Below are 16,609 nucleotides of genomic sequence, written 5' to 3'. Positions count from 1 at the left end.
AAGTCGATCTACTCAAAGGATCGGTGAGAGCTCTCAGCGCTGGTTGGCGATGGCTATGCGCTGGAGGCAAGATCAAGCCGAGTACACCTTCATAAGGTGACCCTCGCTTTGAGATACGGCCGGAACGGATAGCTTTCTCAAGGTCATGGATGAATAGTCGCCTGGCTAGGACTGTTCAGGCAGATCGATCCAGATATCCGAAGGACCCTTCACGAGAGTATCTTGATCTGGAACGTAGATATTATCGAAGATCCTGAGACCATGAGCCGTTGCCGCTCCCAAAATTATGAAAGGGAGCTCGACTTGCTCCAGGTCTTCGAAGTTGTTAGCGCCGACGACTCGAACAAAATCGAGTTTAAAGTGCCGGAATTTGATCTGAGATGTGGCGGACGCGACCAGATCCTTCACACTAGATGCCCCTTGTGCGATCTCTTTCCTCGAATGGTTGAGTGCGGTGAAAAGGCAGGACAGCTCATCAAGCTCGGAACGGCTAAATCGTCTCAGACGCGACGAAATGGGCACTCCGTTCTTGTATCTCACGGTCGGCACAAACCTTATCTCGCAATCCAGAAGGAGATCTGCGACGGCGCGCTTCACCAGGATCGCCTGACCGATATCTTTCAGGCCGAAGTAGCTGCGAGTCGGCTTTGCATAGCAGATCCAGCGGACTGCCCCGGTAACGGCTTCCTGCAAATAGGCCTCGGGTCCCCCTAGACGCAAATGACAGTCGCCTTGCGATACAAAGGTTCGATAGCCAGGCGGGAACATTTCGGTGTCGTTGGAGGAAATTACGGCAGTTGCTCCCGAACGCAATGCAAGTCCAATATCGTCGTCCAAATTGAAGTCGTAGCTCCCACCCGGCCTAAGCTGGATCTTGTTCGGGTAGACTGTGACGATCGCGACGTCATTTTCCGATGCCGCCCTTTTGATCAGTTCTGCATGCCCAAGATGCAGGGCTCCGAGAGTATGTACCGTCCCGATAGTCTGCCCTGTTCTCGCCACCTCCCGGATGAACGCTTTACCTGCGGAAAGACATGCCAGATGCATTTTCTACTCCAGTCTCTTTGAATGCCAAAAGAGCGTCGGTCGGATCGCAAAGGTCTGCCCTGCCTCTCGTATCCGACGATGCCAGGGTAGCCCCATAGCGCTTAAGCGCTCGCTCACAGCACGAACGACCGCCCAGACCTGTCCTAAGCTCGCCGACACTGCATTGCCTTCTATTTTGCAGTCCCCGAATCCGTCAGGTAGACCCTTCTCGACCCCGTCTGATCAAGGATGAGAATTCAGTCAGATAGCTTGATGACGCGCGTGGCTGATCCCCCTTCAGAGCGGCCTGTAGGCCCGGACATCGGTCTGCAAAGAACGGTGGCTCGAATGTGGTTATCTTAGCGCCCGAAAAGTCCACCTTTACGAAGCTGGCTTGGAACGGCGACATCCCACTCAGGTTCGCCTCGCGCAAGGACGATTGATTCATGCGAACGTACGCGGCCCGCGTTGCCTCCAGATTGGTTCTCGTCATTCCTGCGGCGAGATATGCCTGAACGAGATTCGATCCTTCGAGATTTGCATTATCCAGTGCCATTGATTGCGGGGGATCACCGGTGATCATCGACCTGTAAAGGTAAGCATTGGATAGGTCTGCACGTTCGAGATCGCAGTCGCGCACAAAGCTAGAGCGGCCACGAAAGCCAGATAATTTGGCGGCTCGCATTGTGCTCTCTGTTATAGAAATGCATTCGCCTGATGCCAGAGACAGGTCCGCTCCGTCGAGCTCGCAGGAATGAATGGATGCACCGTTAAGCACGGCACCGACGAGGTTTGCGTTGGACAAGCTTACGGATAGAAGCCGTGCCTCGGTCAGGTCCGTCTGCTCAAGCTCCGCATTTGGAAGATTTGACAAGTGAATATCAGCAAATGGTGCGCACATGCCTCTCGCTGCGATGCGGCCGCTTACCTTTGAGAGTCTCAGATACGGAAGATGAGCGCCTTCCAGGACAAGACCATCGACCGAGGTGGGACGCACAATCGATAAACAGTTCCCCTTTGACTGGAAGAACGAGCAAGACGCCAGATGTGATTTCGTGATCGTGAGTTGGCTCAGCTTGGCAAAGCGGAAGGAAGCGGAAGGAAGGAAACATTCATTAATGGTCGAACCCTGTAGCTCCGCGCCATCGAATACAGCATCACTCGCGTCGCATTGGTAAGCGAGAAGTCCGCTGAGCATGGCGTTATCGAAGCGTGTCCTTTTCATGCTGCAACCGTGGAACAGGCTGCCTGTTGCATCAATTACATTGCGCAGACTGGCATCGTCGAAGTTGCACACCTGCGCTGCAATCGCATGCATATACGCATAATCGAGCTTGGCCCCACGGAAACTTGCCCTCTCCAGCCCCGGACAGATAAGATTCGCCCCAGAAAGGTCTGCCCGATCCAACTTTGCTCCGTAGAGCTGCGCACGATTGAGGGTACAGCGTCGCAACGGGAAGTCTGACAGGTCGTGACCGTTAAAGTTCTCGGACGATAGCTGCAAGCCAATCCCGGTCCTTCCGATCGCCTCTTCGGTTCGCCTCCCAACCGCAGCCACCGCGCGCAGCCGATCGGCAGCTCGGCTCCAGTACCGAACAAAGTCGCCATCTGATGATAGATTGTGCTTCGGATCTGACCAGTGCTCTGCCCCTTCATTCGCGGTGCACTCACTATCAGGGCCGATCGTTTGCGACATGACGATTCCGTATTGCCCGGATTACGGGGGCCTGTTATCGACCTCTCTTGCTCCGCCTTGAAGGTAAGCTATGCGACCTGTGGCGAACTCGTCGGCGAAATGACGACACGATGCCTCGATGAGGCGCCTATTGTGTCGGTGACCTCCGCAGCCGGCAGGCTTGAGCACGTCATCCGAATTCTAGTCATGCGCCCCCACTGCCGCGCGCTGACGTTCACCGAGTCCGGCAACGTTGACAACGCAACCGTCTTTTGACATTGCCGTCCAGTCGTTGCGATTTGTCTCGTCGGCTCTTCTAGGCAAATCCAATTCGCTCTCCATCAAACCGAATGCGAAAACTTCAGGGCCTTGCTTGTTTTTCAGATGGACCCACGGCTTCCGGGGGGAAAAGTGATCGTTCACAGGGCTGAAGTGGGCCCCTACTCGGCGTTACCTCATTTCTGATAGCAATGACCGTGCCAGCCGCATCAGTCGCAATTAACGGCTGAATAGGCGTCTTGAAATCATTATTGACGCCGAATGTTTTGAACCTGACATACACACTCTCGTTGTCAGGGACCGCACCATGATGGCAAGGCTATCGTGAAAGCGAAGATTGCGAGCTCGTTTGCAGGGGCGCAAGAGCCGCCTGTCCTTTGCGAGCACGCAATCGATGACTTGCAATCCGACATTTGCGGATCGCCGAGCTCAGGGTTAGAACTCGACTCGCCCTGCTCCGCGCGCCGACCGGTCCATCTAGTGGGAACCCGTGCCACAGACTGTCCTGTTCGAGCGGTGAACGAGCCCGTAATCGTGACCAACTCGGCGCGCAAAGGCGAATGCCCCGCGATCGGAGATAGACAATTTTATGATAAAGAATCGGATTCGAAGGCGTTCATGCGATGCCTTCTTCGAGGATCGTAGCTGAATGACCTATCTGGTGGTCGCGCACAAGACGCGGCATGGCGGCGATAAGGCTCTTGGTATATTCAGACTCTGGATTGCGAAATATCTCTTCAGTGGCGCCACTATCGACGATTCTCCCCCGGCGCATAACTATGACGCGATCGCTGATGTGGCGAACAACACTGAGATCGTGCGAGATGAAGAGATAACTTACGCCGACGCGGTCCTTCAGATAGCCGAGCAGGTCCAAGACCTGGGCCTGGATCGAGACGTCGAGCGCCGAGACCGGCTCATCGCAGACGATGACGGCAGGATTTGGCGCGATCGCGCGGGCGATCGCAACGCGCTGGCGCTGACCGCCCGAGAGCTCGAGCGGTCGTCGGTCCAGCAAGGCCTGGGATAGCCCGACCAGATCGAGCAGCTCGATAACGCGCTCCTGCCGCTTGCGCCGCGTCTCAACGTCGCTCGAAAGGCTGTCGGATATGATGCGTCCGACCGTCCAACGTGGATCAAACGAGCCAAGAGGATCCTGGTAAATGGTCGATAGTGACCGCCGCCGAGCCCGCCGTTCGCGCTCGGCGAGCGCGGTCCAAGGCCGGCCTGCAAACTGAACGGCTCCCTCGTCAGGCTCCTCGAGCGCCAGGACCATGCGCGCCATCGTTGACTTTCCTGATCCGGACTCACCTACGATGCCCAAAGTCTCGCCGGATCGCAGTTCGAAGGAGACGCCGTCCACAGCCGTCCGTAAAGTGCCATCCGGGCCCTTGAAGCGCTTCACCAGACTTGTCGCTTCGAGCAGGATGGGACGAGATTTCGGTGGGGATTGCACTTCTGGCTGCGTTTGCCGGGCAGGCGCACGCACAATAGCGGATGGTGAGAGGCGTGAGCCGCGCGGCCGGCCTGATGGCACGGCGTCCAGCAGCTGCTTAGTATAGGGGTGCTCCGGATCTTTGAATATTTGGCCGGCGTTACCGCGTTCGACGACCTCGCCTTCTCGCATGACGAGGATCTCATCCGCCACGCGGGAGACCACTGCCAGATCGTGACTGATCAGAATCAGAGCCTTGCCCCTCGTTTTGGTCTCCTCAAGGAGCGACAGCACATGAGCTTGCGCCGTCACATCGAGAGCGGTCGTCGGCTCGTCGGCGATCAGGATGCGGGGATCGAGCGCAAGTGCCGAAGCGATGAGAGCCCGTTGACGCTGGCCGCCGGATAACTGATGCGGCAGCTGCTTGGCCTTGGTCTCGGGGTCGGGGACACCGACGAGCTTAAGAAGAGCAATGACGCGCTGCGCGAGTTCCTTGCGCGATGATACCGCGCCGTGGAGGAGCAAGCCTTCACCGATCTCTTTGCCGATCCGGCGAAGCGGATCAAGTGAGACGAGTGCATCTTGTAATACAAAGCCAATCTCGTTGCCGCGGATGCGCCGCCAGGCACGATCGCTAAGACCCATCAGGCTCGTTCCGTCGAAGCTTAGCTGGCGTGCATGAACATTGGCGTAGCGACCAGCGAGGCCTATGAGAGCCCGCGCAGTCACGCTCTTGCCCGAGCCGGATTCACCGACAATCGCAAGACACCGTCCCGGTCGGAGGGAGAAGGATATGCTGCGCACAACCGCTTTCTCGTCGGTGGCGCGACCGAAGGAAACACGCAGCGAATCGACCGTGAGGAGGTCTGGCTGCTGCGGGACAGGCTGTAGCCGACCCTGTGACATTCACGTTTTTCCTTCCAGACGGTCCTGTAGATGGCGCCCGATGATGGTGAGGCTGAGGGCAAACGCCGTAACTGCCAAACCGGGTATGATCTCCAGCCACCAGGCGTAGATTACATAATTGCGCCCGGCATTGAGCAGCGCGCCCCATTCAGGCGCCGGGGGAGCGACGCCGAGTCCAAGAAAAGCAAGACCGGAGGCCCATATAATCGCCTGACCTACGCCGATCGTCATCATTGCCGTCAGCGGGTTCATGGCGTTGGGAAGTATATGCCTCCAGACAATACGGGGAAATGGATGGCCCAGCACCTTGGCGGCCTCCACATACCCTGTCCCCTTGATGGCAAGCACCTGGCCCCTGATCATGCGCGCATAGCCTGGCGCTGTGCTGATTCCGACAGCTATGACCTCAGTCAATACCGACGGCCCAAAAACGGTCACGAACACAAGGGCGAGCAGGAGCGTGGGAATTGCGAAGAGCATATCGACAATCCGGCTCAGGATGCTGTCGCATACGCCACCAGAAATTGCGGCGGCGACGCCGAAAACGATCGCAATGGACATGCTCAGCGCCGTCGCGCCTAGTCCAATAGCCAGCGATTGGCCTGCCCCCTCGACTACTCGAGAGTAAAGATCTCGACCCAATTGATCAGTTCCCAACCAATGGGCGATCGACGGAGACTGTAGTGACGATCTCAAATCAATAGCGAGCGGATCGTGCGTCTGCAGCACCTTTGGCGCCACAGCCGCGAGGGCAAAGAGGCCAATGATGATAAGACAGGCGGCAACTCGGAACGGAACATGGCCGACGATTGCCAGGACCTCTTTGAGCGAACGAGACACGGTGGCTTCGGCGAACATGCTTATGTCAACCTGATCCTCGGATCGACCACCCGGTAAGTCAGATCGACAATCAAACTAACAAGAACGAACAGGCCCGCAGAGACCAGAACAGCTCCCGAGACAATCGGAACGTCTCGCGAGGACGTTGCAGCAACAAGGACTCCACCTAGGCCTTGACGGGCGAAAACCACCTCGATCAAAATCGCGCCCGAAAGCAGTTTGCCGAGCGCCCAACCTGATAAACTAATGCCAGGCAATGCGGCATGGCGGAGGACGTGGCGAAGCCTGACGCCGAAATCACTCATGCCTCGGGCCCGCGCGGACGTAACGAACGGCTGCTCGAGCACGCGCGTGAACTCGTTCTGAACGACTTGTCCGAAAAAGCCCGATAGTTCAAGAGCCAACGCAAGTGTCGGCAGAATGAGCCCGGCCGGAGAACTTCCACCGATGACCGGAAAAATGCGCAGCTTTACCGCAAAAACAACCAGCAGAATTGTGGCCAGCCAATAGGGCGGCGCGGTCGCAAAAAAGACCTGCGTGTCATTGAGCAACTTCGCCCACATGTTGTCTCTGCCGGCGATGAACAAGGTCGTCAGGACTGCGATAATCCATGCGAACAGCAGCGCGGTGACCGCCAGAATAATGGTAGGGCCAATCTGTTCCGCGATGATCCCTGCGACAGGCCGATGCTGCTGGTACGACTCGCCAAAGTCTCCATGCAGGATTCGCAGTATGTATTTTCCGTATTGAACCGCGAGCGGTTGATCAAATCCGTATTTCGCATTGATCGCCGCAAGTTCCGCCGAGGACGCGACTCCGACGTTGCCGCTTGTCGCATTGATGATGATCTGGGCGCGGTCCCCAGGGAGCACACATTGGATCAAAAACGCGAAGGTTGCGGCAGCCCACACCACGACCACACCGGAGAATATCCGGCGCGCGAACCAAACAATGGGATGATGGGCTGCTATTTTCACGGCGTCACTTCCCATCATCGAAATAAGCGTCATAGAAAACGGGTTCGCCGACCGAGCCGCGGTCCAGCCAAACGTCTTTGAGGTTTGGCTTGGTCGCCAACGTTACGTCCAGCACCGTGAGGCCAATCACAGGAGCCTCATCCACGATCTTCCGTTCCGCCTGCTGATAGAGGGCGACACGTTGCGCCCCATTGAGTTCCTGCTCCGCCCTTTGAATGATGTCCCAAAGCGTCAGATCTTGATAGCGTGAGGGATTAAAGCGATTAGTCTCGCCCTTCTGATCGGGCTTCCACGAGATCCGGAATATCTCCGCGCCGGGGGCAACCCAATAGAGGAGAACAATCTCATAATCATCGGGTCCGAGGTTTTTTCCTGCGAAGAAATCAGCTGGATTGGTAGGCTGAAGACGTACGTCAAAACCGGCCGCTCTTGCCTGCTGCTGGATAACTTGCAAGGCTTGCTCGCCATCTGGCTTCAGAAAAGCGTTCGAATAGGACACGCGCACGATGAGCGGGTTGCCATTCTTAACACGAACGCCGCTAGGATTACGCTCGGTCCAACCCGCCTGGTCAAGCAATTGATTGGCCTTCCGAATATCGTACGTATACGACTGCCCGAGCTCAGGCAGGTATTCCGGCGAGCTCTGACTCAGCGCACCGTTGCCTTCAAATGGCAAAGAGCCAAGGAATGATGTGTCGACTGCGGCCTTCCGGTCAGTAGAATAGGCAAACGCCTTGCGGACGAGCACATCGTCAAATGGGGGCCGTGCCGTATACAACGCCAGGCGCAGAGGGGTACCGCCAGTAATGTGCCGCAATAATGGAAAACGGGAATTGGCCTCCTTCCATGCGATAGCTGGGATATCGTATATGGCATCGGTCTCGCCCGCGATGAACGAGCCATACCGCACGGTCTGATCTGGCAGGAACTTCCAGCTGATTCCGTCAATGTAAGCCGGCCCTTGATGTTTGGCGGTGGCCGGCGCCGAGTTGTAGTCGGGATTGCGGCGGAAGGTGACCTCCCGTCCATGACGCCATTTGTCGACAATGAATGGACCTGAGCCGACTGGGTTCTCGCAGTTTACCGCAAGTCCGCGTTTGAGCGCGGAAGGTGAGAGAATGCCTTGCGAGGATTGAGCAAACACGTTCAGCAAGGGTTGAAACGGCACCTTCAAGGTTACCTGTAACTTCAGAGGAGCGATTGCTGTTGCCGATTCGAAGCTATCGCTAAGATACGGAGCAGCAGTCGGATTACGCAGATCAGGGGCGCTGCTGAGCCATCCGTTGATGTTGTCCGCAATGGCTTGCGCATCCAGAGAAGTGCCATCCGTGAACTTCACATTCGGCTTTATCTCGAATGTGTATATCTTCTTGTCATCGGAAATTGTCCATGACTCGGCCAGCCATGGCACAATCTTGCCATCCTCGCTGCGGGCGACCAGATTATCGCTGTACTGGCGTTGCAGATACCATTGCTGCACCCATCCTCCGAAGAGGCACGCCGGCTCCTGAAAGTGCCCGTAACGAATAACGCCTCCTCGCTTCACGCTCCCGGCTACCCCTTCTTGAGCATGAATACTTGACGGCAGTTGCGACAGGCCCAAGAGCACGAGGAGGGCCACCTTCACGGTTCTTGCTGGATAGTCCGACTTTCCAGTGAATTGCCTCGTTGACCGCGCATTCGACAAATGCATATCCAGTCTCCAAATCATTTGATGTTGAGGAAGCGTCATAGCGGTGGGCTAGCTGTGGCTCGTGCCGGCCCGAACGGAATGGAAAGCCCGAAATGCTCTCGCAGCGTCTGCCCACGATATTCTTTGCGAAAGAGCCCGCGCTTCTGCAGGATGGGCACCACATTGTCGACAAACGCTGAAGTGCCATCTTGCAGCACGTCCGGAATGATGTTGAAACCATCAACCGCGCCAGCGCGAAACCATGCCTCAATCGAGTTTGCGATCTGCTCGGGCGCACCCACGAGCACGCGGTGCCCAAACGCTTGAACGCTGCTAATGATTTCGCGAACCGTCCGACCTTGACGCGCCAGAGTCTCAATCGTGCGATGGTGACCGACAGAAAACGGAACATCATCTGCAGCAGGCAAGATCTCCTCCGGGATTGGCCTTTCGAGGCTGAGCTTCTCGACTGCCACGCCCATGCTTCGTGCAAGAGCAGCGATGGCGCGCTCCATATCGAGGAGTCCGTCAAGGTTTTTCTTGCGACGAACCGCTTCTTCCTCGGTACCCCCGATACAGGTGACAAGTCCTGGCAGGATGAGCGGGGCCGCAGGGCGGCCGAATTGCCGAGAAAGCGCGCGCAGGCGCTCTGCCTCCTGCATCGCCGTTGACAAGTCCCCGGCTGCCGCAAACACGACATCTGCACTGCGGGCGCCAAGCCGTAATCCGGGATCCGAACCGCCAGCCTGAACGATGACTGGGTGGCCTTGAGGCGAAGCGGGATGCGTAAGTGGGCCCCGGATGCCGAAACTATTGGTAGCGGGATCGAGCAGGCGAAATTGGCTCTGATCTGCGTAAACGCCCGCAGCCTGATCGGCGATGACTATCTCGCCGCTCCAGCTCAGCCAGAGAGCACGGACCGTTTCAACGAAGTCCTCCGCACGTCTGTAGCGATCCGCTCGCCCAACCTCTCGGCCGCCAAAGTTCGCAACCGTCGCCGGACTCGACGTCGTGACCGCATTCCACGCAACGCGCCCGCGGCTGATGACATCGAGCGATTGGAAGCGCCGGGCAAGATTGTATGGTTCGTTGTAGGTAGTCGACGCCGTCGCAATCAGACCAATCCGATCCGTTTCACGTGCAATCACAGCGAGAACCAGCGTCGGTTCGAGCCCATTAAGCGGCGGCTGGTGCGTGATGTCGGAACTTATCGCGGGGGTGTCGGCGAGGAATACAGCATCCATCAGACCATGCTCCGCAATCTTCGCAGCGCGAACGTAGTGCTCGATGTCGAAAAAGGCGCTTGGATTCGTGCCCGGCCAGCGCCATGCGGCGGAATGACCACCGGCACCATGAAGATTTAAGCCAAGATGAAGCATGGAGTTACCCGAAGAAATAACCGTCACTCATGCGGCGGCATCTGAGCTGCTTGGCGGGCCTTGTTGACAGCCAGCCTGCGCTTTCGCGCAAGCGCACCTTGCATGTGCTCCGGGCAGCCAATTTGAGGGATAGACAACAAACAGCCGGCTGATGTGAGAAGAATGTCACCAAAGAAGCTTTTGGTAGGTCTTGCGATCTTCTCCGAGCGGGCGCGGCCAAGAAGAGCTTCGACCACGCTGGTTGCCGATTGACACCGACCTGACAGCTTGTCTCCAGCGGCGGGCTGCTTCCACACGAGTACATTCACATCGGCTCTCCAGAATTCATCAAGAAGCCAGCTCCTTTTCAGGAAGATGTTTGGATGGGATTCGCATCGTTTTGGACTCCCGACCGAGCGAGCTAATGATCATGCTAGAGGATCTTTAGAGGTCCAGACCATGCAAACGCAATAGTTGAGTATTTCAATCTACTATCGTCCCTTGGCATCCTCTTCTATTGCCGTTTCTAACCTTCCCTCGCGTAATCCCCAGCGTTCTCTGATCAGGCTCACCGAACACGCGCTGCGCAATTGCAGCAGCTGCAATTGGGAGCGCCGGCGCGCCGCGAAAGAGATAACCGCGATGCGATCGAGAACACACGGCAATTTTGGCGCGACATGATCGGTCGACCGCTTGCTGCCGCGCTGCAAAGTGACATCCGATCAATAAGGCGTCGCCAAGCCCAGCATCTAATAATGCGATGAACCATTCGAGATTATAGATGCCGCGTTACGGCAACGCTTCGAAGCTGCGCTGGATTCGAGGATGCTGGAGCGTCGTTAATTCTCGCGCGCGCGGCGCATGTCCTCGCGTACTCTACGGGTGTGATGACGCACCGCCAATTTGCCAAAAAGGCCCGTCTTCACGGCCCCACGAGCGCGCCGATATGTGCACCGGACTCAGCTACCTTGGACACAGCCGCCTTTGAGCATCAAGAATCGCGGCGCATCAACGTCGACGAAATCACCCAGCTGGATATCGGACCGCCTCACTTACCGGCGCATGGGAGTGGGACGCCATCTCGGGATGGATCGTTCGTGGTCATGTCACGTCTGGTTGGCAATCCAACGTCTCGCGGCGGATGTCTGGATTGAATTGCATCGAGCGGGTCGTGTTTTGCGACCAGCCTTCGCCGCGCCCGCGCAACTCCTCGCCCCAAACAGCAGTCCCAACAAAGCACAATGAGCTTCACGCCAGACCGGCGCAATCACGAGCCCGATGGCTGCGGCATCGGCTACTCGGATCAGAGCTAGCCCCTGGACGAGCCTTTCAACGACATCGACTTGCGCACAATGCAAGCTGACGCAGATAAACTTATCCACCCAGCGCAAGCTCACCGATTGCAGCTCTTTCGCGCACCGCTTCTCCCAGACCATTCACACCGCGCTGCCGTGGAGCTGGACAGGGGCGAAGGGTCCATCTCGCCAAACTCAACTCTGCAATGAACAACAGGCCCGCCAGCACAGCTGGCAAGGGCCCGGACTTTACTTCAACCAATGGGCCTGGTCAGCTATTCGACAGCTAAGCCCTTTAGCATAGTAACATCTCTATCGGACTAGCAGGCCCACTTGATGGCTCAAGACCTGGAGGAGAAGGACCTGGATCCTGGCTCAGCCCGTTCCGCACGCCCTCAACATACCGTCCGCTGCAATTTTATCGAGAGTTGCGCCCGGCTCAGCCTCTGATCCTCATCGGGCCAACTTTGCTCGATGATATTGACAAGGCAACCAGTGAGAATGGAATGGACCCATTTGACAAGGTGAACCCGTCCGCGGCTCGCATCAGTTGCGTCGAGCCGCAACAGGAAGAGACCGCGCCGCAAGCAGACTTTGAGCTGCGGCTTAGAGAGCATCGGCCAGTCCTCCCAGCACCAGCTTCAGCCGGCGCTGGATCGACCCGAACTGCAACGGATGGCAATAGGAGAGCGGACCTTATTCCGAAGAACGAACGGTGCACAGCCGCATCCTTTGTAAAAGCGCGCGCTCAACTCGCCGTGACGCTGACCTGCGCGAGCCTTGCGGAACTCAGAAGGGAAATCGAACTCGCCGCGCAGACGTCAACGCCATGGTCAGGAGCGACTGGACCGTCGACCGGCGGCGTGGATAGTAGCCGCGTTCACGACGACGTGGTGGCATCCTCATACTTGGAGCTGCAGCGCTTCCAAAACCACGCTAGCCATTGCAAGCCGCGCGGGTTCGCCAATCAGAGTGCAATGGCCCATTTGCGTTCCATGGCGGCTTCGCGTTTCGACGCCGCCCCCTGGAATATCTGGGGAGGCCAACGACTTGATCTGGGTCGCGCAGCGGCAGAGCACATGAGGGGCGACACCACTTCTTCGCCCTTTGTGTCGCTGTCCGAGGAGGCCTCCCAATTGCTCCTCTCGCCAGACGACGACAACGAGTATGGCGCCAAAGTGATCGCGGAAAATGCGAATGAGTTGCACACGTACACGGTGCCAAGGATCACCGCTTGGACGGCCGACGAGATCGTCAGTATTCTTGAGGACGGGACTGAGGATGATGAACCCAATCTGGCGTGGGTGAGTGATACCCCAACTGAGGAGCGCGAGGTACTGTTTTTGGGCGGGAATCTGGATGACTATCGGACCGCGAGCGCATCGAATCCCTACAGAAAGTCAGGGAAAGAAGATTAAGAGTGGAGGCTTAGCACAACTTGGCTGTTTTCGATGTTCGGAAATCGAAAGCAGCCTTCGCTCCGTCTATACTGCTCCCGCCGAGCTGGCCATCAGGGGAGGTGGCTCGCGTACCGCACCTGGAAAATCAGAATTTCAGCCGAAGCCTGTACCGTCTTTACGTTCGCCGCCTCGTCGTCGGGTTCGAAAAGGCAGTTGCCGACCAATATTCATTCTTACTTTCCGCCCGGCCAGATCAGGTTTTGGAAAGCTAACGTGGGTAGCGAAAGAACGAGGAAACGAAGCGAGCGGACTGCAGCATGGATCGAAACAACGCGATCAACCCAGCGTATAAAGATTCCGCTACGTCAGATACCACGGTTGAACAACCCAAAGAACCGCAAGCGGTGTTCGAGCAACACGTGCGAGAGGTGCGACAGCTTGGCCCGGTATATTCCCATAGCGGGCTTTATGACATCACCGAACAAGACGATCGCCTCATCCAAGCAGCGTCTGGTGCTGCCCTTCACCGAGGCCCACCGCCAAATGCGATTTCCATTGAAATCTATGACCGCCGGCTTCGCAAATTGGCAGAGCTGCTGAAGCAGTCTGGTCACTCGATTGCTGAGCTCGATGACGACACGTTGCTCGATCGCTCCAAGACGCTACTGCCAAAAGACAAGGTGATCTTCTCTGCATTGTCAATGGTGAGTAGGTACCGGGAGCCCAGCGATACCGCTCCGCCGCTCAGAACACATTATCGTCCGTCCAAGGAAGATACCAATCTCATCAGAGAGGCGACCGAGGCGGCCTTTGGTCGAGCAATGGACGCAAAAACCGCTGGAAAATACGCTAGCAGTCTCCGCAAGCTGGCGGCAGCACTGCGCCCCTTGTCGATTGCCAAGCTCAGCCACAAAGCGCTGCTCGGCTATGCCGATGCTTTGTTTCCGAACGACAAGAAGCTCATCTACGCGTTGAACAGGCTGAACGACTACCGCCGAACCGCGGGGCGGGACAACTCGCCGAGTTACGTGGGCGATTCGCGCCGGTCAATGCAGCCGGCCGCCGATTTGCCCGTCCAGCTTTTCGAACGTGAGCAGCCTTTAGGGAACGCGGACGGCTCATTGCCGGCGGGCGGCTTCAATGCTCAGCAGTTTTGGGAGGGAACGGGTTTAACCGCTCGTTCTCCCGCGCAACGTGTCGCCCAGAATATGCTTTTCGACGCTGTGCGCCAAAACAATGTGCCTCCACCTTCCAGCGTCGATGCGCCGGCACTTTGGCAGGGAATGCGTGCCGCCCCCTCGCCCCTGCAGAGTTTCGCTCAGGAAGCGCTTTTCGATGCGGCCGATCGCGAGGGCCTGCCGCCAGTCAATGCACCGGTGCTTTGGCCGAGCATGAGTTCGGTCGCCTACTCACCCGTGCAAGATGTCGCCCAGGAACAGCTTTTAGGTGCAGCTGATCGCGGGGGCTTGCCGACGACGTTCTACGATGCGCCGGTGCGCTGGCCAACTGCCGGTTCAGTCACCCATTCGCACGTGCAAAGTGTCATCCAGCAAGAGCTTTTCGATGCCGCGGATCGAGACCAGTTTGCGCCTGCTTTCGATCTTCAGGCATCGAAGTTATGGGGGGCAACGGAGGCGACAACCCATAGCGCCTGCGGGGCGGACCCTTTCGGTGCCGTGATTTGGCAGCCCAGCTCACGGCCGCAGGGTCCAGCTTCTGAAAAAGACTTTGGACGGATGATGAATCAAGATGGGGAGAGAGCCGGCGAGAGCTTTGACGCCTCCATGGACGTTACCGAAGGTTTTTTCCATGGCAACCAGCCCGCGACGGACATGATGCGTTCCCGGCTCAGCCGCTGGGGTCAGATGCCGGATGCAGCACAGCGGGTTAAGGCCTACAACATTCACGGTGAACGCTATACGGGCGTGTTAGGACCGCGTGGGGGTAGCGATCTTCAGCTCATCCATCTGCGCTCTCCTGCTGTTGGCGATACATTTGACGTTTCATTCGCAGTGCCCAACGATTTTTCCCATCGCACCCAGCTCGCTCCCGACATGATGCTTTCCAAGCTGGGCAAGTGGGACTTCTTGCCTAATGCGCAATATCCGCTCATGAACTATGAGATTGGTGGGGAACGCTATACGGCCGTGCTGGGGCCGAGAGGATCCAATGACGTTCAACTCATCCATCACCCAAGGTTCGCTTCGGGGAGTGAAGCTGCGTCGGTGACTCCGATGGCTTCCCCGCGTACCTACGACGGCCTCGCATCTGGGCTTGATCGGCCCTCCGGGTTCGAATTGCAGGCGGCGAACCTCCAACCGCCGTCCGCCGCGCCCCCCTCGGGCCACCACCCGCTCCCGCAAGTTCCTGAACTCGGAGAGTGATTCGGCCTAAACTGGAGGCACGGCCCGCGAGAAGCTTCGACTCTCGTGATTGACATGCTCCAAAACCTGGGCCTTCTGCCGAGCCAGGGCGTCCCCATGACCCGCTTTTTGATCCATGGCGAGCCCTACACGGCTGAAAGCCTACCCGGTGGCCGCGTTCTTCTCTTCCATCGGCCGCAATTTGGCTGAACGATATGCTGTCGGCACCTCGGGCGGCCCCACAAACTCCCGAATCCACTCGGGTCGCCTATTTCCGGAAATCAGAACCGCGTCCGAACGACAATTGAGACGGCGAGTAAACCCCGTAGCCGCCATTCACAGCATGATCTTAAGCGGGGTGATTCAATCACCCCTGCGGCTGCATTCGGCAGCACGGAAGGTTCAAGTGAAAGAACCCCAAAAGACGCGGCATGAAAGATACCAGCTCATCCTGGGCGGGCCGAGGGTCGAGTGAAATCATCGCGAGCCCGCCGCTTGATCGGCTTGTAAATACACTCCCAACAGGACCGCGGAGGGCGTGGGGACGTACCTTGTCCCGCTCATCTGGAGCGTTCGACTGAGAAGCCGGGGCTCCAACCCACATGATGACATCCCGAACCGCCGGTCCTCCAATCGCTGACACGAATGGAGATCGACGGCCCTCACGCCCAACGTTCGTCAAACAGCAGCAACTTGGCGCAACTCGGATCCTTCACGATTCGGATCAACTCTTCGGAGCGCCCCTTTTCTCTGTGCTCTTCGTTACCAGATGAACTTTGCGCCATCCGGCAGTTCGCAGATGAATTCGCCTTGGTTCACAAGCTCGGTGGTTCCGACAACAAGCTTCGAGGCTCGCACCGTCAGCTTGCCTTCGCGGCTAAGGCTATGGCGGATGTACTCGGTCACAGCATGTCCAGAGCTGTCGACCGTTTGGTGAGCATTGGAGAAGCTGATTCCATTCTGGACCGTCACCCTGAATGCATTGATAACCAGACCGGCCTGCGTCGCCGATGCAGGTTTGCCGCCCTCCGCGGGGCTACAGTGGCTCATGTCCAGTATGAGCTTCACATTCTTCCCCGCCTGCAGGGCATTGAGCACCTCGGTGTATTTCGGCGAGGGCTCATCGGCTCTCGCCAGAGCGCTAGCGCTTGCGACCGAAAGCAAGGACAACAGGATCGTCAGTCCTTTGCCGGTAATCTTCATATGCTCTTCTCCCTCGATAAGTACTACAGCTTACGTTTTTCAAGATGTCGTGCTCGCGCGTTGTTTGGCTTTCATTCAGCAAGCGCGCTCGCGCCTGTACAAAAACAGCCTGCCGCAATCAGGCGCAAGTAGTTGCGACGGCTATTCCAACATCACAACCTCGTAGGTCAGGTTCTGGGG

General features: G+C 57.4%; 11 protein-coding genes. 2 read left to right on the top strand and 9 right to left on the bottom strand.

The window, feature by feature from the left end:
• Positions 1-165: 165 nt before the first annotated feature.
• The 8 genes from WN72_RS08680 to WN72_RS08645 form a co-directional block, all read right to left on the bottom strand.
• Positions 166-1,047 carry a pantoate--beta-alanine ligase gene (locus WN72_RS08680; protein WP_092218258.1) on the bottom strand — a complete coding sequence of 294 codons (882 nt, stop codon included), beginning with the start codon at positions 1,045-1,047 and terminating at the stop codon, positions 166-168.
• Between the two features lie 193 nt (positions 1,048-1,240).
• Positions 1,241-2,722 carry a pentapeptide repeat-containing protein gene (locus WN72_RS08675; protein WP_092218259.1) on the bottom strand — a complete coding sequence of 494 codons (1,482 nt, stop codon included), beginning with the start codon at positions 2,720-2,722 and terminating at the stop codon, positions 1,241-1,243.
• Between the two features lie 874 nt (positions 2,723-3,596).
• The gene (locus tag WN72_RS08670) at positions 3,597-5,321 is read right to left on the bottom strand and encodes a dipeptide ABC transporter ATP-binding protein (protein ID WP_092218261.1); all 1,725 of its coding nucleotides are present in this window, start codon (positions 5,319-5,321) and stop codon (positions 3,597-3,599) included.
• Positions 5,322-6,179, bottom strand: coding sequence for an ABC transporter permease (locus WN72_RS08665; RefSeq protein ID WP_244553890.1), 858 nt, complete (start codon positions 6,177-6,179; stop codon positions 5,322-5,324). It abuts the gene before it with no gap.
• A 2-nt stretch (positions 6,180-6,181) separates the two neighbouring features.
• Entirely contained in the window at positions 6,182-7,138 is a 957-nt protein-coding gene (locus WN72_RS08660) for an ABC transporter permease (protein ID WP_244553891.1), read from the bottom strand.
• A gap of 4 nt (positions 7,139-7,142) precedes the next feature.
• Positions 7,143-8,765, bottom strand: a complete 1,623-nt coding sequence (locus WN72_RS08655; protein ID WP_244553892.1) for an ABC transporter substrate-binding protein — start codon at positions 8,763-8,765, stop codon at positions 7,143-7,145.
• 101 nt (positions 8,766-8,866) lie between these two features.
• Positions 8,867-10,189 (bottom strand): NtaA/DmoA family FMN-dependent monooxygenase, encoded by a 1,323-nt coding sequence (locus WN72_RS08650; protein ID WP_194482999.1) that lies wholly within the window; start codon positions 10,187-10,189, stop codon positions 8,867-8,869.
• A gap of 23 nt (positions 10,190-10,212) precedes the next feature.
• A complete protein-coding gene (locus WN72_RS08645; protein WP_143130754.1) occupies positions 10,213-10,497 on the bottom strand; it encodes a hypothetical protein in 285 nt (94 codons plus the stop codon).
• A 1,472-nt stretch (positions 10,498-11,969) separates the two neighbouring features.
• Between WN72_RS08645 and WN72_RS08640 the strand changes: the two genes are divergently transcribed.
• The gene (locus WN72_RS08640) at positions 11,970-12,881 is read left to right on the top strand and encodes a hypothetical protein (RefSeq protein ID WP_167381040.1); all 912 of its coding nucleotides are present in this window, start codon (positions 11,970-11,972) and stop codon (positions 12,879-12,881) included.
• Positions 12,882-13,180: 299 nt separating this feature from the next.
• Positions 13,181-15,247: a hypothetical protein gene (locus tag WN72_RS08635; protein WP_244553893.1), complete on the top strand. Its 2,067-nt coding sequence runs from the start codon at positions 13,181-13,183 to the stop codon at positions 15,245-15,247.
• Positions 15,248-15,988: 741 nt separating this feature from the next.
• Here WN72_RS08635 and WN72_RS08630 read toward each other — a convergent pair.
• A complete protein-coding gene (locus WN72_RS08630; RefSeq protein WP_092218265.1) occupies positions 15,989-16,429 on the bottom strand; it encodes a VirK family protein in 441 nt (146 codons plus the stop codon).
• Positions 16,430-16,609 lie beyond the last annotated feature (180 nt).

Source organism: Bradyrhizobium arachidis (genome assembly GCF_015291705.1).
Lineage (GTDB): Bacteria > Pseudomonadota > Alphaproteobacteria > Rhizobiales > Xanthobacteraceae > Bradyrhizobium > Bradyrhizobium arachidis.
The sequence above is the reverse complement of the archived record's forward strand: the minus strand, read 5'-3'. Positions and strand labels throughout refer to the sequence as shown.